The sequence below is a fragment of the Luteibacter flocculans genome (assembly GCF_023612255.1).
In the GTDB taxonomy this organism is placed as follows: Bacteria; Pseudomonadota; Gammaproteobacteria; order Xanthomonadales; family Rhodanobacteraceae; genus Luteibacter; species Luteibacter flocculans.
In genome coordinates this window covers 1,163,853-1,183,445 of the sequence record NZ_CP063231.1, presented here as the reverse complement: position 1 = coordinate 1,183,445, position 19,593 = coordinate 1,163,853, and the positions used below count along the sequence as shown (strand labels likewise).

Here is a 19,593-nt window from a genome sequence, read left to right as displayed (position 1 = left end):
CCGGCAAGCTTCCCCTCTCCGCCATGGCGGCTCCCAGAAGATCGCCGCTAGGGATTTGCGGAAACGTTCTGCTTCGGCGGAAGGATCAGCATCGCGTCGCCATAGGAGAAGAAACGGTAGCGTTGTTGCACGGCGTGGCGGTAGGCGTCGAGGATGGCCTCCTTGCCTGCCAGCGCCGAGACCAACATCAGCAGCGTGGATTGCGGCAGGTGGAAGTTGGTGATCAGTGCGTCGATGCTCGTGATCTTGTAGCCGGGGAAGATGAAGATCTGGGTTTCGCCGGCAAAGGGGCGCAGCACGCCCTCGACCGTGGCGCTTTCCAGTGCGCGCACCACGGTGGTTCCCACGGCAACGACGCGACCTCCGGCGGCACGTGTCGCGCGGATCTTCTCGACAAGCGCCGCGCCGACGTTGAGCCACTCGCGATGCATGACGTGGTCGCGGACGTCGTCCGCGCGCATCGGCTGGAACGTGCCTGCGCCCACGTGCAAGGTGACGTAACCCGTTTCCACTCCGCGTGCGCGCAGGCGTTCGAGCAATTCCTCGTCGAAGTGCAGGCCGGCTGTCGGCGCTGCGACGGCGCCGGGCTCGCGCGCGAACACGGTCTGATAACGCTCCTTGTCGGCTTCGCCGGCACCGCGTTCGATGTACGGCGGCAGCGGCATTTCGCCGAGGCGCGACAAAAGACGTTCCAGCGGCTCGTCGATATCGAAGCGGAGCAGGAAGAACTCGCCCTCGCGACCCAGCACCGTCACCATGCTGCCGTCAGCGAGTTCGATGCGCCCGCCTTCCTTGGGCTTCTTGCTCACGCCCAGTTGCGCGCGCGCCTCGTGCGCACCCGTAACGCGCTCGATGAGGATTTCCACGGCACCGCCGGATTCCTTGCGGCCGTAGAGTCGTGCGGGCAGCACACGCGTGTCGTTGAAGATCAGGAGATCGCCCGGTTGCAGCATCTCCGGCAGGTCGCTGAACTGACGGTCCTGCTTGCTCTGCGCGTCAACGTCGAGCACCAGCAGCCGGCTCGCGGAACGGCGAGCCAGCGGCGCCTGCGCAATCAGCTCGGGCGGCAGGTCGAAGTCGAAATCGGATTTCTTCACGGTACGGCCGGGGAAAGCGGTGGATGGCGGATTATCGCCGATCCCCGGCACCGGAGGCGACGGCGCCTCCGGTGTCGCTTGGGGACTAGAGCCAGCCCTTCTGCCTGGCGAGACGATAGGCCTCGATGCGATTCGCCGCACCGAGTTTGCCGATGGCCTCGGAAAGGTAGTTGCGGACGGTGCCGTGCGAGAGATTCAACTGAGCGCCGATATCGCTGGCGGACTGACCCTCGCCCGCCAGACGCAGCACCTGGCGTTCGCGATCGTTGAGCGGGTCGGCGTCCGACCAGGCTTCGAGCGCGAGCTGCGGATCGATGGCACGACCGCCGCGATGCACCGTGCGCAGTGCCTCGGCGAGGTTTTCCGCGGGAGCATCCTTCAACAGATACCCACCGACGCCGGCATCCAACGCACGGCGCAAAAAGCCTGGGCGCGCAAACGTGGTCACGATGATGACCTTGATCGGCATCTCGTGGCGGCGTATCCGCTGGGCGAGCTCCAGACCGGTGAGGCCGGGCATTTCGATGTCGGTCACCAGCACATCGGGCTTCAGCCGTTGCAGCTCGCGCCACGCGGTTTCACCGTCAGCAGCCGATCCCAGGACCTCGATGTCCGATTCGAGGTTGAGCAGCGCAGACAGCGCGCCGCGCACCATGGCCTGGTCCTCTGCCAGCAGCACGCGGATCATGCGCGGCGCTCCATGCGATGAGTCGCCGCGAAAGGCACCCCGATCTCCAAAGCCGTGCCGTGTCGTGCAGGGGAATCGATGGCGAGGCGGCCGCCGATCTGGCGCATGCGCTCACGCATGCCGGAAACGCCATTACCGTGCGCCGCGAGACCGCCGCAGCCGTTGTCCGTGATACGCATCGAAAACTCCTGCCCGTTCCGGGCGATGACAACGCGCGCCTCCGTGGCGCGCGAATGACGGTGGATGTTGGTGACAGCCTCGCGCAGCACGAGGCACAGCGTGGCTTCGGTCTGCTCTGGCAGCTCGAGTTCGGCGGGCAGTTCCGCGGTGAAAGCGATACCGGACGATTCCAGCATCAAGCGGGCCGACACCAGTTCGCTGGAAAGATCGCCGGCCCGCAGGCCGGTGACCGCGCTACGCACTTCCGCCAGCGTATGCCGGGCGACGCGCTCCACTTCTTCCATTTCTTGCCGTGCCCGCGATGGATCGTCCAGGGCAAGCCGCTTCGCCAGTTCGGATTTCAAGGTGATGAGCGACAGCGTGTGACCCAGCAGATCGTGCAGATCGCGTCCGATGCGCTCGCGTTCCGCCAGCGTGGCGAGCCGCCGCACTTCCGACTGCGACAGGCGCAGCTCAGCGTCGCGGCGTGCGCCGCGTACGTAAAGATAATTGCTGAAGCCCGCCGCCAGCCCCGCACCGAAAACGACGGCCACGTGCACCAGCGGCACGTCGAAGGCATATCGCCAGACAAGCGTCACGAGTGTGGCGACCGCGACGCCACCCAACCACAGGCGCGGACGATTCGAGTAAGCCAGCAAGGTGACACCGATGACCACATACCCAAGCGCGAGCGGGTTGACGGGCCACAGGACGAAACCGAGCGCGCTAATGGCGATCGCATTGAACGGAAGGCGGGCCACGGGTGCCGTGTACACCGCGACGTAGCACACGAGATAAACGGGAAGGGAAGCGAGCGTCGGCGCCATCCAGTCCCACTGGAAGCCCCTTAAGGCAAGCGGTGCCTGGATCAGCGCGATCAGCCAGAACACCTGCAGGCCGGCCTGCCAGCGCAGATAGACCGGCGAGCGGAGCACTCCAAGAAGTGAGTCCCTGTGCGGCGACGGAATACGGATCACGAGGCCAGCCTGTCGCGTTCGGAAGGCAGCGACTCGTCCTGCCGCGTATCAACGGGCGGGAGCCGGTCGGCGGGTACGAGCGGCACATGGATGCGCACGACGGTGCCCTTCTGCGCCGCGGACTCGAAGGCCAGCGTGCCGCCGAGGGTACGCACACGTTCACGCATGCCGCAGATGCCGTTGCCCTCACCGTTCGCGAGGCCGCGGCCATTGTCCACGATGGTCATCGTGCAAGCGCGATCGTCCATGCTGACGGTCGCCTCGGCAAACGTGGCACCAGCGTGGCGATGAATGTTCGTCACGGCTTCGCGCAGCACGAGGGCAAGCTCGTTGTCGACCCGCGGCGGAAGCTCGGGTACGTCTGCGCGGTAGACGAAATCGATCATCGAGGCAGTCAGGAGCAGACGCGCGGAAGCCAGTTCGGCCACGACACCGGAGGCGCGTATGCCGGTGACGGCCGAACGTACCTCGGCCAGTGCGTGTCGCGCGACCTGCTCCGCTTCCTCGATTTCGCGACGGGCGGCGTCGGCGTCGCGATCGAACAGGCGGCGCGACAATTCGAGCTTCAACGTAATCAGGGAAAGCGTATGACCCAGCAGATCGTGAAGATCGCGGCCTATGCGCTCGCGCTCCGCCGTCGCGGCCAGACGCCGGACCTCATCGTGAGAGAGTTTGAGTTCCACGTCGCGCTGCGCGTTGAAGCGATACACCACGTTCACCGTTCCCACCGACAGGGCGATGAAGGACATCATGGCAACGACGGCGAGAGACCAGTCCATCATGAGATACGTCACGGCGACGAAGCCGCCAACGACGGTGGCCATGCCGACGAAGCATTTCTTAGGCTGGCCTTCGAATCCGAGCATGGCGCAGGCGTAGATGATGTACGACGCGCCGCCGGTGTGGTTGAACTTCAACGTGGCATACGAAAGCAACGCCACCGCACCGGCATACCAGGTTACGTGACGAAGCGGACGGATATACGCCGCCGCGTAGAGCAGCAGGAAGATCGGAAACGATAAGGCCGTGGCCAGGCCCCACCCAGGGCCCAGCTCATTGGCGAAGATGAGGTCCCCGAAGACATACACCGCCCACACCAGGTTGAGCAGACCAGAGATGCGCTGCCTCGGTCGGTCGCGGAAGCGGTTCCAGAGCGAGTCCGGGGTCGGCTTGAACCACGAGAGCGACATGGGTGTATCCGTGGAGAGACGTGCAGTCATGCTACTTCAACCGTAGCGGCGCAGGCGACGCGCGGCGATGGTCACGAAGACCACGGTGTAGCCAAGGAGCGCCGCCACATGCATCCCTTCCCGCCCCTGGCCGAGGCCCACCGCGGAGAGCGCCAGCTGGTCGAGATGGTAGGCCGGCCAGATCGGCGCGATCGATTGCAGGAACGACGGCATGACCGACAACGGGAACCACAGGCCCGACAGGAACGCCATGGGCAGGTAGACGAGGTTGACGATGCCCGGCGCGCCCTGCCCCTTCACCAGCGTGCCCAACAGCAGGCCGAGCGCGACGAACGGCAGCACGCCCAGTACCTCCACCACGAAGAACGCACCGATGCGCGAGGCGGGAAGGTGCACGCCCGCCAGGAAGATCGCCATGCACAGGAGCAGCACAGCCACGATGGCCGCGACCAGGAGCGCCATGCACATCTTGCCCAGCAGATACGCGCCGGGCGGCATCGGCAGCGCGCGCTTCAAGGTGAGCAGGCCCGTGTCGCGTTCCAGCGCCAGCGACACGCCGAAGCCGAACAAGCCCGGTGCCATGACGCCGAACGTGCCGTACGACGCCAGCAGATAACGTGGCGCGTCCGCACTGTTCGCGTGCGCAAGGAAGATGCCGAACATCAGGTAGAACACCGACGGGAACAGTAGGGTCGGTAGAAGGAAACCCGGATTGCGCAGGTAGCGCAGGCACTCGGCGCGGGCCTCTTGCATATAGGCGTTGATGACCTGCGTCGTGGTCATGACGGGCGTGGCGACGCTATCGATCGTGGTCATGCGGCCTCCTTCGCGGTGTCGGTGCTGCGGGTGATTTCCTGGAACGCTTCGGCGAGGCCGGCGCGCTGCACTTCGAGTTCGGAAAGCGCGTAGTCGGCAGCGAGCAGCTTTCTCACGACGCCTTCGGCGTCGGCGGTGGCGATGACCTTGCGGCCGTGGTGGATTTCGATGGAAGCGACACCCTCCCAACTCGATATGACGGTTTCGCTCACGGAGGTGACGCAGCGGATCTTGCGCAGGGCCACCTGCGCTCGCAGCGCATCGACCGTGCCTTGCGACACCACTTTTCCGGCAGCGACGACGCAGACGCGATCGGCGAGCGCCTCCGCCTCTTCGAGGTAGTGCGTAGTCAAGACCACGGCGCACCCCTCCGAGACCATGTGCCGGATCGCGGCCCACAACGACTGGCGGGCATCGATATCCATGCCGACCGTGGGCTCGTCCAGAAACAGGATGTCCGGGCCCCCGACCATCGCCATCGCGAACTGCACACGGCGCTGCTGGCCGCCGGACAGCCCGCCGTACTGCCGACCGAGCAGATCGACCACGCCGGCAAGTTCGGCGCACGCCATGAGCGACCGGGGCTGCGGGTAATAACTGGCGGTGAGGCGGATCAACTCGCCGACTTTCAGTGTGGCCGGCAGGGTCGCCGACTGCAGCATGACGCCGATGCGTCGGCGGGCCTCGATCGCCTGCGGGTCCTTGTCGAACAAGGTCGCCGATCCGACGTCGGGGCGTTGCAGTCCCAGCAGCATCGCGATGCTGGTGCTCTTGCCGGCGCCGTTCGGGCCCAGCAGCGCCAGCACCTCACCGCGGTGCACTTCGAGGTCGATACCGTCGAGCGCGGTCACCGCGCCGTAGCGCTTGCGGACGTTCTGGAGCCGTGCGATTTGCGTGTCTTGGTTCATGGGTCCCCTCCTTGCGACGCAACATATTCGTTCGCAACCCATTGGCGGCAGTCGTTTGCGTCATTGTGCGGATGTGACAAGCGTCACCCGGGGGTTACGCGGCCAAAACCCGCGTGCTATGCTGGGAAAATAATCCCTTTACATATAGATACTTAGCGGCCTCTTAAGGGATCGTTTCGCACCAGTGCCGCGTCATCCAGTACGAGGAGTGGGTCTATGGACGTTATCGGTCTTCTGCGTGAGTTGCGCGACTTTGGCGGTTCGCCGCGCACCCGGGGCCTGCCCGACGACGTCATCGTCCGCTTCGCCGCCACCGACCCGCTGCTGGTGCGCGCCATCGAAGAAGCCGTGGCCTATCACCGCGCCCTACGCGAGGACATGGCCGACCTGCTTCGCCTGGACGAAGCCGAGCAGATCAAGCGTGTGCAGGCGGGTCTCGTCAATTTCTATCCCGACGACGGCGTGAATCCGTATCTCCCCGCCTCTGCGCGCGGTCCGTGGGTGGTGACGCTCAAGGGCGCGGTGCTCCACGACGATGGCGGCTACGGCATGCTCGGCTTCGGCCACAATCCGGAGCACGTGCTCGAAGCGATGGCGCGACCGCAGGTCATGGCCAACGTGATGACCGCTAACGTTTCGCAGCTGCGTCTCTCGAACGCGCTGCGGAAGGAACTCGGTCATACGCGCGGCGGCAGCCCCTATTCGCATTTCCTCTGCCTCAATTCCGGTTCCGAGTCGGTCACGCTCGCCGGCCGCATTGCCGACGTCAATGCGCGCTTGATGACCGATCCGGGCGCACGCCACGCGGGCCGCACGATCAAGCGCCTGGCGGTCAAGGGCGCGTTCCACGGTCGCACCGAGCGCCCGGCGCTCTACTCCGATTCCTCGCGTCGCAACTATCAGCAGCACCTCGCCAGCTTCCGCAACGAAGACACCCTGATCACCGTCGAGCCGTACAACGTGGCGCAGTTGAAGGCCGCGTTCGCCGAAGCCGACCGGCAGGGCTGGTTCATCGAGGCGATGTTCCTCGAGCCGGTGATGGGCGAAGGCGATCCGGGTCGCGCCTTGACACCGGAGTTCTATGCGGCGGCGCGCGAACTTACCCGCGAGCACGGCACGCTGTTGCTGGTCGATTCCATCCAGGCCGGCCTGCGCGCGCATGGCGTGCTCTCGATCGTGGATTACCCCGGTTTCGAAGCACTCGAAGCGCCGGACATGGAGACCTTCTCCAAGGCGCTCAACGCCGGCCAGTACCCGCTTTCGGTGCTGGCAGTGACGGACCGCGTGGCGGGTCTCTATCGCAAGGGCATCTACGGCAACACGATGACTGCGAACCCGCGTGCGCTCGACGTCGCCGTGGCGACGCTGGCCGAGCTGACCGACGAGGTTCGCCGCAACATCCGTGAGCGCGGGCAGGAGTTCCTGAAGAAGATCGAGATTCTGAAGGGTGAACTCGGCGGCCTCATCACCAAGGTGCAGGGCACCGGCCTGTTGTTCTCTTGCGAGCTGGCCCCGGAATTCAAGTGCTACGGCGAAGGCTCGACCGAGGAGTACATGCGCGAGCGCGGCGTGGGCGTCATCCACGGCGGTGCCAATTCGCTCCGCTTCACGCCGCACTTCCGCGTGACCAGCGCCGAAGTGGACCTGATCGTCGAAGAGATCCGCCACGCACTCACCGCCGGTCCGCGCCGCGCGGAATCGACCAAGGCCGCCTGATACGGTTGCCGGGGCCCTGAGCGGCCCCGGCTCTCCCGGCGCGTGGTTCGCAGAAGCACGCGCCGGATCGCGGTAAGCTCCAGCGGCCGGATTCACCGGCGTCACGTAGGGGTTCGCCATGCGTACGCAGATTCGTGTCCTTGCCGCCGTCTCCCTCCTCGTCTTCGCCGCGGCTACCGTCGCCGCGCCACAGACCCCCGCCAAGAAAGAGCTCACGCCGCAGCAGCAGCGCATGAGCACATGCAACACGCAGGCCGCCGGTAAGAAGGGCGACGAGCGCAAGACCTTTATGAGCAGTTGCTTGAAGGGCGAAGCGCCTGCGAAGACCTCTCAGCAGGACAAGATGAAATCCTGCAACAAGGACGCCTCGGCAAAGAGCCTCAAGGGCGACGAACGCAAGCAGTTCATGAGCACGTGCCTCAAGGGCTGACGCCTCGCTTCCCATGCGTTTCGCCACCTGCGGCGAGGCTCTGACGCCTCGCCGCAGCGCATGCCGTTTGCGTCGCGCCAATGCGACAATGCATCGTCACCGCCGAACGAAGTGTGCCCATGAAGATCGTCGAAGTCCGCCACCCCCTCATCCAGCACAAGCTCGGCCTCATGCGCCGCGCCGATATCAGCACGAAGGAGTTCCGCGAGCTTGCCTCCGAAGTCGCAGCGCTGCTGACCTACGAGGCCACGGCAGACATGGAAACCGAGTGCAAGACGATCGACGGATGGGCGGGCCCCGTCGAAGTCACGCACATCAAGGGCAAGAAGGTCACCATCGTGCCGATTCTGCGTGCAGGGCTGGGCATGCTCACGGGCGTGCTGGAAATGATCCCCGCCGCAAAGGTCAGCGTCGTGGGCCTTCAGCGCGATGAGGAAACCCTGGAACCGGTGGCGTACTACGAAAAGCTCAGCGGCGGCATGGATGAGCGCACGGCGATCATCGTCGATCCGATGCTGGCGACCGCCGGCACCCTGGTCGCCACCGTGGACATGCTGAAGGCGGCGGGCGCGAAGAAGATCAAGGGCCTGTTCCTCGTCGCAGCGCCGGAAGGCCTCAAGCGCATCGAGGCGGCGCATCCGGACATCGAGATCTACGTTGCCTCCATCGACGACCGGCTCAACGAACTCGGCTACATCCTGCCGGGTCTGGGCGACGCCGGTGACAAGATCTTCGGCACCAAGCAGAAATCGGCCTGAAACGGCCACCGGGCGTCTCGCGCCCGGCTGAGAAGCCGCCCGCGCCCTACCCTCGGCGCGGGTCTCGGCGGGTCGGTCACATTCCTCTGTCATAAATTTGCGGCACACTCCGCGGGTGGGCTCGACAGGGGGAACGTCACGCAGGGGATGCGCGGCGCTTTCGAGTCGCACATCAACAATCGACTCGATCGAGGGGACATTCGAATGCGTTCGACTACGTCACGGCGCGCCCTGTGGGCAGCGCTGGCAGGACTCTCCGCCGTGCTTCCGCTACAGGCGGCCGATCTATCCATCACCCAGTTCCGCGTCCGCGGCCCCGCGGGTGGCAACGATGAATTCGTGGAACTGCAGAACACCGGCAGCGCCCCGCTGGACGTGTCGGGCTACAAGCTCAACGCCTCCAACGCGAGCGGCACGACCGGCACGCGCTTCACCCTTCCTGCGGGCACCACCGTGGCGCCGGGCTGCTTCCTCTTGCTCGCCAACGGTGCCAGCTCCGGTTACTCGGGTAGCGTGACGCCGGATCTGAAGTATTCCACCGGCGTTACCGATGACGGCGGCCTCGCCATGCTCGATGCCTCGGGCACGATCATCGACCAGGTCGGCCTCAGCGCCGGCTCCGCGTACAAGCTCGGCACGCCGCTCGCCAGCCTCGGCAGCGCGAACCAGGATCAGGGCTACGGCCGCAAGACTGACGGCTCAGGCCTGCCGCAGTCCACCGGCAACAATGCGGCCGATTGGGTGAAGGTCGCCCCGACCGCTCCGCGTTCGAGTGCATCGCCCTGCGCCGTGATGGGCCTCAGCCTGTCGATCGCCGATGCCACCGTCAGCGTGCGCAACGCCGACGACCAGCAGATGCCGTTCACGGTCACGCTGAGCCAGCCGGCACAGGCGGACGTTTCCGTGCACGCGGTGACCGCCGACGACACGGCGACCGTGGCAGCCGGCGATTACGATGCCGTCGATACGACACTGACCATTCCGGCCGGCAGCACCAGCACCACGGTCAATGTCACCGTGCATGGTGCGAAGGCCGCGGGCCCGGACAAGGCGTTCCGCGTCAACCTGTCGAATGCGACGGGTGGGGATGTCCGTATCGCGAAGTCCTCCGCGATCGGCGCGATCCTCAACGAGATTCCCATTGCCGCCGAGATCTGGCAGATCACGGGCCGCGGTCAGGTCTCGCCGCTGGTCGGCAAGCGCGTAGCGACGCACGGCAACGTGGTGACGGCCGTCGGACCGGCGGGCTTCACGATGCAGACGCCGGACAATCGCGCGGATGACGATCGTCTGACCTCCAACGGCATCTATGTCTTCACCAGCAGCGCCCCGACCGTGAAGACGGGCGACCTCGTGGACGTCGAGGCCACGGTGGACAACTACTTCAACCTGCCGGAACTGAAGAACGCGTCGATCACCACGACCATGCACGGCGCGCGTCTGCCGAAGCCTGTGGTTTTCGGCAACAACGTGCCTTCATCGGATCCGAACGCACTCTCGTGCGGCGACACGAACTTCCAGTGCTACGTGGGCATGCGCGTGTCGATCGACAACGGCATGATCACGACCGGCAACCTGCGTTTCAGCAACGAACCGTTTGCCGAGGTGTACGTCACCGCCAACGGCAAGCGCTCGCTGCGCGAACCGGGCGTGCGTTACACGGTGCCCGTGCCGGACGGCGTGAACCTGCCGAACTGGTCGGGTAACCCGCAGGTGTTCAAGATGAACACGGCCGACTTCGGTGCCGTGGCACCCAACACGCCGTTCAACGCCGGCACCACGTTCCGCGCGGAAGGTGTGATCTCCTACGCGTTCGGCGCGTACACGTTCATCCCGACCTCGTTCACCATCAAGAAAGCGGCGACCTTGCCGCGTGCCGTCGATCCGCGTCCGTTCTACGCGGTGCGTGTCGGTGCCTTCAACACCGAGCGCTTCTGCGACACGGAATTCAACACCACCTTTACCTGCAGCGGCGGCGATACCGAACCGACGGCGGACCAGGTGAAGCTGAAGACCGAACGTCTCTCGGCGTACATCGGTGGCGTGCTGAAACTGCCGGACATCCTCTCGGTGGAGGAAGTGAAGAGCTTGCAGGTGCTGCAGGGACTCGCGAAGCAGCTCGGCGACGATTACCCGGTCCAGTACGAAGCGTTCCTGCAGCCGGGGCATGATCCCAGCGGTATCAACGTCGGCTTCCTGGTGCGGACGGATCGCGTGCGCGTACTCGACGTACGTCAGCTTGGTGCCGACGAGACCTGGCAGGATCAGGGCCAGACGGCGTTCGTACACGACCATCCGCCGCTGTTGCTGACGGCGGAAGTGCCATCGATCGTGGGTCGGATGCGCATCAACGTGATTGCGGTGCATCCGAAGGCACGCCAGAACGTCGACAAGACGGGCACCACGGCGGAGCGCGATCGGCAGAAGCGCTTCCTCCAGGCCAAGTCGCTGGCGACGCAGGTGCAGGCCCTCCAGACCGACCGGAAGAACCGCCTCGCGCCGCTGTTGGTGGTGGGCGACTTCAACGCCTATCAGTTCACGGATGGCTTCACCGACGTGGTCGGCCTTATCTCCGGCAAGTACGACGACAGCCAGAACCTGCTGAAGCTCGGCACGAACATCGTGAAGCCCACGCTGTGGAACGCCGTGGATTCCGTGCCTACGCAGGACCGTTACTCGTTCCTCTTCACGGAGAACTTCGGCAACATCCAGGGCCAGGCGCCGCGTCAGGTACCGACGCATCAGGTGCTCGACCACGCGCTGTTGAACACGATTGCGCGCGGCCTGTTCCTGCAGATGAAGTACGGTCGCGGTAACCTCGACGCACCGGTACAGACGCTGGACGATGCAGCGAAGGCGACCGGCGTGCAGAAGGCCATGGGTTCGTCCGACCACGACGGTTTCGTGGTGGACATGCTGGCGCTGCCGACGATTCTGCTCTGATGTTAAGGGGGGGGGGGCCTCTACGGCCCCCCTTTTTCTACGGGAGCCGGCCTAGCGGTGAGAGCACGGCTGGAAGCATTGGTGGGAGCCACTCTAGTGGCGATAAGCCAACAGAGCGGTGTAGCCCCAAGGCAAGCTCCCATCGCCAGCAGGCTGGCTCCCACCAGCTAGTTCCCACAGGCAAGCTCCCACCTGTGTCTGGCTTACCCCGCGAAGCGATCCGTGGCCTTCACCAGTTCGCGCGCGATGCCCGGCTCGAATGCCGAATGCCCCGCGTCCTGCACGATGCGCAGGTCGGCTTCGGGGAATGCGCGGTGCAGATCCCACGCGCTGCGCACCGGACACACCACGTCATAACGACCTTGCACGATCACGGTAGGAATGTGCCGGATGCGATGCACGTCGCGCAGCAGTTGACCGTCGACCTCGAAGAAGCCTGCGTTGACGAAGTAGTGGCATTCGATGCGCGCGAAGGCCAGCGCGAACTCGTCCTCACCGCTGGATGCGATGTGGCCGGGGTCTTGATAGAGATAGCTTGTCGCCGCCTCCCACACCGACCACGCCCTTGCCGCTGCTACGCGCGTCGCAGCGTCCGTACTGGTCAGCCGGCGGTGGTAGGCACTGATGAGATCGCCGTGCTCCGCCTGCGGAATCGCCGACAGATAGGTTTCCCAGGCGTCCGGATAGAGCTGGTCGCAGCCTGACTGGTAGAACCATTCCAGCTCCGAGCGACGCAGCATGAAGATGCCACGCAGTACGAGTTCCGTGGTGCGTTCGGGATGCGTCTCGGCATAGGCCAGCGCCAGCGTGGAGCCCCACGAGCCGCCGAAGACCTGCCAGCGATCGATGCCGAGGTGCTCGCGCACCCGCTCGATGTCGGCGACGAGATCCCAGGTGGTGTTGTCGGTGAGTTCCGCGTGCGGCGTGGACTGGCCGCAACCGCGCTGGTCGAACAGCACGATGCGGTACTTCGCCGGATCGAAGAAACGCCGGCAGCGCGGATTCGTGCCACCGCCCGGGCCACCGTGCAGAAACACCACCGGCTTGCCCTGCGGATTGCCGCTCTGCTCGTAGTACAGCGTGTGCAGCGGCGAGACCTGTAGCATGCCGCTGTCGTACGGCTCGATCGCGGGGTAGAGGTCGGGAGCGTCCTGGGCCATGAGGCGGGTTCCTGGGGAGGGAGACCGTCAAGGCTAGCGGGCACGGGCGCGCCACGCCAGCGGCCGACCCGCGCCCGGGACGCCGGTTACAGCAACTTGCCCGGATTCATGATGCCGTTCGGGTCCCACACGGCCTTGATGCCACGCATGAGCGCGATCTCGGCCTCGCTGCGCACGCTGCCCAGCCAGGGCTTCTTCACCAGACCGATGCCGTGCTCGGCCGAGATGCTGCCGCCGTGCCGGGCCAGGGTGTCCACCAGCATCGAGGTCACGTGTTCGCATTGCTCCACGAACGACGCGTTGTCGATATCCGTCGGCTTGAGCACGTTGATGTGCAGGTTGCCGTCACCGATGTGCCCGAACCAGACGACGTCGAAGTCCGGGTACTCGCGCGTCAGCAAGGCCTGCATCTCCGCCATGAACGCCGGTACCGCGGAGATCCGCACGGAGACGTCGTTCTTGTACGGCTTGTGCGGCGCGAGGCTTTCGGTGATGCCTTCGCGCAACCGCCACAGCGCTGCGGCCTGCGCATCGCTGGACGCGATGGCGCCATCCACCACCCAACCCTCGGCGAGGCAGAACTCGAAGAACGCTAGCCCGGCTGCCTCGGCCTCGGCGTCCGCGGCGTCGAACTCGCTCACCACGTAGAAGGGGTACGCATCGTCGAATGGCCGTTGCGCACCGTGGGCGAGCACGTGGTGCAGCGCGCGGTCGGTGAAGAACTCGAATGCCTCCAAGCGCAACCGGTGCCGCGCTTCCGCGAAGACCTTCATCAAGGCGTCCATCGCGGGAATCGCCAGCAACATGACCTGCGACGGCGGCGGAGGTGCCGTGAGCGCGAGGGTCGCTTCGACCACGATGCCGAGCGTACCTTCCGAGCCGATCACCAGGTGCCGAAGATCGTAGCCCGAGGCGTTCTTGATCAGGCCGCGGTTCAAGTCGAGCAGTTCGCCCGTACCGGTCACCACCTTGAGCCCGGCGATCCATTGCCGCGTGTTGCCGTAGCGGATGACGCGGATGCCGCCCGCATTGGTCGCCACGTTGCCGCCGATCTGGCAGGAACCGCGCGCGGCGAAATCCACCGGGTAGATCAGCCCGTGCTCGCGGGCGGCGTTCTGCACCGCTTCCAGTGCCATGCCCGCCTGCACGGTCAGCGTGCGGTCGATCGGGTCGAAGTCGAGCACGCGGTTCATGCGATCGAGGCTCAGCACCAGCTCGCCGTTCGCAGCGACCGCGCCACCGGACAGGCCCGTGCGGCCACCCGACGGCACGACCGCCACGCCCTGCTGGTTCGCCCAACGCACGATGCCCTGCACCTCGTCGATCGACGCCGGCCAGGCGATCGCCAGCGGCGAGGGGGGCCAGCGCCGGGTCCAGTCGCGGCCGTGGTGCTCCATGTCGCCCGGGTCGGTCGACAGCTTGAGATCGGGAAACAGGCGGGTCAGTTCGGCCAGGCGGTCGGTCATGGGGTTCTCGCTCGATGTCGGCCGAGGGTGCCACTCCGTTGGGTGCGCCGCAACATGAACGCCACGTTCTGGCATAGTGATCGTCCAATCCCTGGGACTTAAGGGCCGCCATGAAGCGTACGTCGTATCCGAAGGAAGACATCAAGGTGCTGCTGCTCGAAGGCGTCAGCCGAAGCGCCCTCGACACCTTCCGCCAGGCCGGGTACTCGCAGATCGAGTTCCACGAAAAAGCGCTGCCCGAGGAAGAACTCCGCGAGCGGATCGCGGATGCGCACATCGTGGGCATCCGGTCGCGCACGCACCTGACCGCCGAAGTGCTCGCCGAAGCGCGCCGGCTCATCGCCGTGGGCTGCTTCTGTATCGGCACCAACCAGGTCGATGCCGCGGCAGCGGAGCGCCTCGGCGTCCCCGTCTTCAACGCCCCCTATTCCAATACCCGCAGCGTCGCCGAGCTGGTTATCGCTGAGACGATCCTGCTGGTACGGCGCATCCCCGAAAAGAATGCGCAATGCCACCGCGGCGGTTGGTCCAAATCGGCCGCGGGCAGCTTCGAGGTCCGCGACAAGGTGCTCGGCATCGTCGGCTACGGGCACATCGGCACCCAGGTGGGCGTGCTGGCCGAAGCGCTCGGCATGCGCGTGATCTTCCACGACATCGAACCCAAGCTGTCGCTGGGCAATGCACGCCCCGCGGCCAGCCTGGACGATCTGCTGGAACGCGCGGATGTCGTGACCTTGCACGTGCCCGAGACGCCGCAGACCAAGAACCTCATCGGCGCCGCCGAACTCGCCCGGATGCATCCGGGCGCCATGCTGGTGAACGCATCGCGCGGCACGGTGGTGGACATCGATGCGCTCGCCGCCGCGCTTCGCTCGAAGCATCTGGCCGGCGCTGCGATCGACGTCTTCCCGGTCGAGCCGCAAGGCAACAGTGATCCGTTCGTCTCGCCGCTGGTGGGCATGGACAACGTGATCCTCACCCCGCACGTAGGCGGCAGCACGGCCGAGGCGCAGGAGAACATCGGCATCGAGGTTGCCTCGAAGCTGGTGCGCTACAGCGACAACGGCAGCACCTTGTCGGCGGTGAATTTCCCGGAAGTGTCCCTGCCCGGCCACCCGACGAGCCGGCGCCTGCTGCACATCCACCAGAACATCCCCGGGGTGATGTCGCGCGTCAACGACGTGTTCTCGCGCGCAGCGGTGAACATCGATGGCCAGTACCTGCAGACGTCGCCGCAAGTCGGTTACGTGGTCATCGACGTGACCACGACCGAGGAACACGCGGCAGCCCTGCGCAACGAGCTGGCCGCGATCGACGGAACGCTGAGGGCGCGCGTTCTCTACTGAGGGCGCGCCACGGCCTCTAGACGAGGCCGCCGTCGGATACCACCCGCGCGCGGCCTCGCTCCTTGGCGAGATAGAGGCGGCGATCGGCCACGGCGATGAAGGGCGTGGTCTCGTCGTGCTCCCCGGGTATGGCCGTGTGCACGCCTGCGCTGAGCGTGAGGCGCTTGCCCGGACCCAGGCCGACGTGCGGAATCAGTGCCTTGTCCACAGCGTCGAGGCAGCGCCAGGCGAGCGCCATCGCGGCGGCTTCGTCGGTATCCGGCAGCAGCAGCACGAACTCCTCGCCGCCGAAGCGGCAGAGCAGATCACGCTGGCCGCGCACCACGCCTTGGAGCGCTTTCGCCACGCGTTTCAGGCATTCGTCGCCTTCCAGGTGACCGTAGTGATCGTTGTATTGCTTGAAGTAATCGATGTCGAGCACGATCACCGACAAGGGCTGGCGCAGTCGCTGCGCATTGCGCCACTCCACGGTCATCATCATGTCGAAGCGGCGGCGATTCGCCACACCGGTCAGGCCGTCCTTGTAGGACAGCTCTTCCAGTTCGCGCTGCATGTCCAACAATCGCTCTTCGGTCCGCTTGCGTTCGCTGATGTCGAACATGAAGCCGACCAGCGCGTTCGGCGTGCCGTCGTCGTTGCGCACCACGTGCACCACGTCGCGAATCCAGACGAATTCGCCATCCTTGCGCAGGGCACGGTAGTCGGCCTCGTGATCCATGCCGGCTTGCGACTGCGCCACGCAGAAATTGAAGACCCGCTCGCGATCTTCGGGATGGATGCGATCGGCCCAGTCCTGCACGGTGGTCCATGACGACGCCGACCAGCCAAGCAGGTCTTCGATCTGCGGACCGATGTAGGCGAAGCCGAGCGTCGCCCAGTCGAGTTTCCAGGGAATGGCGCGCGTGGATTCCAGCAAGGTCTTGTAGACCCCCGCATCCTCGTAAAGCAGCGCGTCTTCGACGCTCATGGCAGCGATCTCCCCCTGGCAGCGGCCTCAGCCGCGAATAGTCGTCCACCCCCTATCGGCGGAGCTTGGTAAAGCTTGAACCATTCGGAGCCATTGCGCTCGCTCGCGACGCATGTATACACTGTAAACATGCCAACTGACACCACTGCCGAACGCATCCTCGCCGCTGCTCATGCCCTCTTCGATGCCCACGGTGCGGAGGCCGTGACCATGCGTCGCGTGGCGGCGGATGTCGGCCTGTCGGCGATGGCGATCTACCGGCACTTTCCCAATCGCGAAGCGTTGCTGACGCGGCTCTCGAACGACAGCTTCGAAGACGCGGCGCGCACCTGGGCGAGCCACGCGCGCCAGCAGGACCCGCACCGCCGTCTGCTGGCCATGCTGGAGTCGTACCTCGACTACGCCCTCGCGCATCCGCACCTGTTCGACCACGCCTTCGGACTGCCCCGTGACGACGCCAGGCGCTTCCCCGAAGATTTTCGTGCTCGCCGCTCGCCTACGCTGAACCTCATCGCCGACGCGATCGCGGAAGGCATGGTCCAGGGCGCGATGCGCAAGCTCGACGAATGGGATCTGGCCATGGACCTGTGGGCGCATGCCCATGGACTCATCGCGCTGTACCGGGGCGGTCGCTTCAGCTTCGACGAGAAGCGCTTCCGAACCTTCTACCTCGCCTCATTGGGACGAACGATCGATGCCTTTGCGCCCTGAACGCTCCGTAGTGCCGGCCTGGATAATGGCGACCGCCCTTACCGCCATCGGCTGGTGGCTCGGCAGCGGTACCCATCCCGTGTGGTGGATCACATGGCTTGCCCCCGTGCCGGTGCTCTGGCTGGCGTCGAGGGTAAGAACGCGCTGGGCTGTTGCCTCCGCGTTCCTCGCGATGGCGATCGGTTCGGGCAATCTGTGGTCCTACATGCACGGCCACATTGGCCTGCCCTTCGGTGTCGTCGTCTTCGCCATGCTCTGGCCCGGCGTGATCTTCGCGCTTTGCGTGCTCCTGCATAAGCGTCTGCTGCGACGTGGACGCGTCGTCGCTGCCGCCTTGGCGGTCCCGGTCACGTGGGTGGCGCTGGCGTTCTTCAATAGCCTGATATCGCCTCACGGCACCTTCTTCGATATCGCTTACACGCAGATGGACGCGCTGGCGGTGATCCAGTTGGCGGCGATCACGGGTATCTGGGGTATCGGCGCGCTGATGCTTTTCGTCGCGACCGCCGTGGCCTTGCTGAGCGCCTCTCAGGCGAACGCAAGAACGCGGCGCGCCCTGGCGGGGAGCGCGTTGTTGCTGCTCGTCATCGTCCTCGGTTTCGGCATCTGGCGACTCGCTGCGCCGTCCACGTCTCAGGCTCGCGTGGGGCTCATCGCGCTCGATCAGACCGGCAAGCCGGTCGCCATCGACTCGCCGGAAGGCCAGGCGCGTCAGGATCGTTACCTTGCCGCGCTCGGTCGTGCCGTCGATCAAGGCGCGCAGATTGCAGTGCTTCCGGAGGGCATCTTCGCTGCTGGCGCATCCATTCCGGCCTTTGCGGAGTTCGCGCAGCAGCACAGCATGACTGTCGACGTCGGCGTCAACCTGCAGGAAGACCATGGCGTGGAGCGCAACACGGCGATGGTCTTCCAACCCGGCGCGGTTTCGCCTGCGATGCATCACAAGCATCACCTGATCCCTGGTTTCGAGAGCCGGTTCACACCAGGCAACACGTTTCAGATGCTGACGGGCGCGCCACGAATCGGCCTGGCGATCTGCAAGGACATGGACTTTCAGGACTTTTCGAAGGCCTACGGGCAGAGGAACGCGCAGCTGCTGCTCGTGCCCGCGTGGGACTTCGTGGAAGACGGCTGGCTGCACAGTCGCATGGCGATCATGCGTGGCGTGGAGGGCGGCTTTGCCGTCGCGCGCGCCGCTCGCTCCGGCCGACTCACGCTCAGCGACGACCGTGGACGGGTAGTTGCCGAAGCATCCAGTGAACAAGACGACGCCGAACGGGTGGCCAACCTGCCGCTGCGCGAAACGCAGACGCTCTATGCGCGCTGGGGGAACTGGTTCGCGTGGCTCGACGTCGTCGCGTTGCTGGCGCTGCTCGGGATGGCGGTCGCACCGACCTTTCACCGCTCGCGTTAGAGACGACATCTTGAGGCACTCGTCCGATGGAAGCCACCGCCATCGGCAACGAAAAAAGGCGCCCCGAAGGACGCCTTTTCGAATAATGGTCGGGGTGGCGAGATTCGAACTCGCGACCACTACACCCCCAGCGTAGTGCGCTACCAGGCTGCGCTACACCCCGACGAGCGAACGATTGTAACAGCATCGTCGCGACCAGCGGAAGCCGATCAGCGGCGAAGGAGGGTCAGGACTTCTTCCAGTTCCAGGCGAACCTGGCGGACGATCTGGTGCGACATGCTGGCTTCCATGCGCGCCTGCGGACCTTCCAGGCGAGCGCGGGCGCCCGTAATGGTGAAGCCCTCGTCGTACAGCAACGAGCGGATCTGGCGAATCATGAGGACGTCGTGGCGCTGGTAGTAACGGCGGTTGCCGCGACGCTTGACCGGCTTGAGCGCGGGAAACTCCTGCTCCCAGTAGCGAAGGACATGCGGCTTGACGCCGCAAAGCTCGCTGACCTCACCAATGGTGAAGTAGCGCTTCGCCGGAATGGCGGGAAGTTCGGTGTTATTCCCTGGATCCAGCATAGCCCTCGACTCTTACCTTGAGTTTCTGGCCGGGGCGGAAGGTGACCACCCGCCGGGCAGAGATGGGAATTTCTTCGCCGGTCTTGGGATTGCGACCGGGCCGCTGATTCTTCTGCCGCAGATCGAAGTTGCCGAAACCCGACAGCTTCACCTGCTCGCCCCTCTCAAGCGCTTCGCGCACGACTTCGAAGTACGCGTCCACGAATTCCTTGGCCTCACGCTTGTTGAGACCTACGTCGAGGAAAAGCCGCTCGGCCATTTCCGCCTTGGTCAGCGCCATC

General features: G+C 65.4%; 18 protein-coding genes and 1 tRNA gene. 7 read left to right on the top strand and 12 right to left on the bottom strand.

All coding sequences use genetic code 11. The features are described 5' to 3' along the window. Positions 1-47 precede the first annotated feature (47 nt). The 6 genes from queA to IM816_RS05075 all read right to left on the bottom strand — a co-directional run bounded on the left by queA (position 48) and on the right by IM816_RS05075 (position 5,835). A complete protein-coding gene (queA, locus tag IM816_RS05100; RefSeq protein ID WP_250340028.1) occupies positions 48-1,097 on the bottom strand; it encodes a tRNA preQ1(34) S-adenosylmethionine ribosyltransferase-isomerase QueA in 1,050 nt (349 codons plus the stop codon). A gap of 85 nt (positions 1,098-1,182) precedes the next feature. Continuing rightward, positions 1,183-1,785 carry a response regulator transcription factor gene (locus IM816_RS05095; RefSeq protein ID WP_072322991.1) on the bottom strand — a complete coding sequence of 201 codons (603 nt, stop codon included), beginning with the start codon at positions 1,783-1,785 and terminating at the stop codon, positions 1,183-1,185. After that, positions 1,782-2,879, bottom strand: a complete 1,098-nt coding sequence (locus IM816_RS05090) for a sensor histidine kinase (RefSeq protein WP_250340027.1) — start codon at positions 2,877-2,879, stop codon at positions 1,782-1,784. Before IM816_RS05090 ends, IM816_RS05095 begins: the two co-directional genes overlap by 4 nt. Positions 2,880-2,917: 38 nt before the next feature. Then, positions 2,918-4,141 carry a sensor histidine kinase gene (locus IM816_RS05085; RefSeq protein WP_250340026.1) on the bottom strand — a complete coding sequence of 408 codons (1,224 nt, stop codon included), beginning with the start codon at positions 4,139-4,141 and terminating at the stop codon, positions 2,918-2,920. Positions 4,142-4,147: 6 nt separating this feature from the next. Next, the gene (locus IM816_RS05080; protein WP_250340025.1) at positions 4,148-4,927 is read right to left on the bottom strand and encodes an ABC transporter permease; all 780 of its coding nucleotides are present in this window, start codon (positions 4,925-4,927) and stop codon (positions 4,148-4,150) included. Beyond that, entirely contained in the window at positions 4,924-5,835 is a 912-nt protein-coding gene (locus IM816_RS05075; protein WP_250340024.1) for an ABC transporter ATP-binding protein, read from the bottom strand. Before IM816_RS05075 ends, IM816_RS05080 begins: the two co-directional genes overlap by 4 nt. Positions 5,836-6,051: 216 nt before the next feature. On the opposite strand from IM816_RS05075, the gene IM816_RS05070 reads away from it, so the two are divergent. From IM816_RS05070 to IM816_RS05055, 4 genes are all read left to right on the top strand, one after another. Continuing rightward, complete coding sequence (locus tag IM816_RS05070; protein ID WP_250340023.1) at positions 6,052-7,551, top strand: aminotransferase class III-fold pyridoxal phosphate-dependent enzyme; 1,500 nt, start codon at positions 6,052-6,054, stop codon at positions 7,549-7,551. A gap of 118 nt (positions 7,552-7,669) precedes the next feature. Then, positions 7,670-7,981 (top strand): PsiF family protein, encoded by a 312-nt coding sequence (locus IM816_RS05065; RefSeq protein ID WP_250340022.1) that lies wholly within the window; start codon positions 7,670-7,672, stop codon positions 7,979-7,981. A 119-nt stretch (positions 7,982-8,100) separates the two neighbouring features. Continuing rightward, entirely contained in the window at positions 8,101-8,739 is a 639-nt protein-coding gene (gene upp / locus IM816_RS05060) for a uracil phosphoribosyltransferase (protein WP_072322984.1), read from the top strand. 204 nt (positions 8,740-8,943) lie between these two features. Further along, positions 8,944-11,682, top strand: coding sequence for a lamin tail domain-containing protein (locus IM816_RS05055; protein ID WP_250340021.1), 2,739 nt, complete (start codon positions 8,944-8,946; stop codon positions 11,680-11,682). A 203-nt stretch (positions 11,683-11,885) separates the two neighbouring features. Here IM816_RS05055 and pip read toward each other — a convergent pair whose 3' ends face one another. Further along, a complete protein-coding gene (pip, locus tag IM816_RS05050) occupies positions 11,886-12,842 on the bottom strand; it encodes a prolyl aminopeptidase (RefSeq protein WP_250340020.1) in 957 nt (318 codons plus the stop codon). Between the two features lie 86 nt (positions 12,843-12,928). Continuing rightward, on the bottom strand, positions 12,929-14,308 hold the full coding sequence (locus IM816_RS05045; RefSeq protein ID WP_250340019.1) for an FAD-binding oxidoreductase: 1,380 nt from the start codon (positions 14,306-14,308) through the stop codon (positions 12,929-12,931). A 110-nt stretch (positions 14,309-14,418) separates the two neighbouring features. Here IM816_RS05045 and serA point away from each other — a divergent pair, with 110 nt between their 5' ends. Next, positions 14,419-15,654, top strand: coding sequence for a phosphoglycerate dehydrogenase (gene serA, locus IM816_RS05040; protein ID WP_250340018.1), 1,236 nt, complete (start codon positions 14,419-14,421; stop codon positions 15,652-15,654). A 16-nt stretch (positions 15,655-15,670) separates the two neighbouring features. On the opposite strand, the gene IM816_RS05035 is transcribed toward serA, so the two are convergent. Continuing rightward, positions 15,671-16,621, bottom strand: a complete 951-nt coding sequence (locus IM816_RS05035) for a GGDEF domain-containing protein (RefSeq protein ID WP_072322979.1) — start codon at positions 16,619-16,621, stop codon at positions 15,671-15,673. 129 nt (positions 16,622-16,750) lie between these two features. Here IM816_RS05035 and IM816_RS05030 point away from each other — a divergent pair, with 129 nt between their 5' ends. Continuing rightward, a complete protein-coding gene (locus tag IM816_RS05030) occupies positions 16,751-17,332 on the top strand; it encodes a TetR/AcrR family transcriptional regulator (protein WP_250340017.1) in 582 nt (193 codons plus the stop codon). Between the two features lie 25 nt (positions 17,333-17,357). Next, positions 17,358-18,746 (top strand): nitrilase-related carbon-nitrogen hydrolase, encoded by a 1,389-nt coding sequence (locus IM816_RS05025; protein ID WP_250340016.1) that lies wholly within the window; start codon positions 17,358-17,360, stop codon positions 18,744-18,746. An 86-nt stretch (positions 18,747-18,832) separates the two neighbouring features. Here IM816_RS05025 and IM816_RS05020 read toward each other — a convergent pair. The 3 genes from IM816_RS05020 to ihfA form a co-directional block, all read right to left on the bottom strand. Further along, positions 18,833-18,909, bottom strand: a tRNA-Pro gene (locus IM816_RS05020). A gap of 46 nt (positions 18,910-18,955) precedes the next feature. Then, on the bottom strand, positions 18,956-19,312 hold the full coding sequence (locus tag IM816_RS05015; RefSeq protein WP_036114913.1) for a MerR family transcriptional regulator: 357 nt from the start codon (positions 19,310-19,312) through the stop codon (positions 18,956-18,958). Continuing rightward, on the bottom strand, positions 19,293-19,592 hold the full coding sequence (gene ihfA, locus IM816_RS05010; RefSeq protein ID WP_036114917.1) for an integration host factor subunit alpha: 300 nt from the start codon (positions 19,590-19,592) through the stop codon (positions 19,293-19,295). The genes IM816_RS05015 and ihfA overlap by 20 nt, the downstream gene beginning before the upstream one ends. Between the last annotated feature and the right edge of the window lies 1 nt (position 19,593).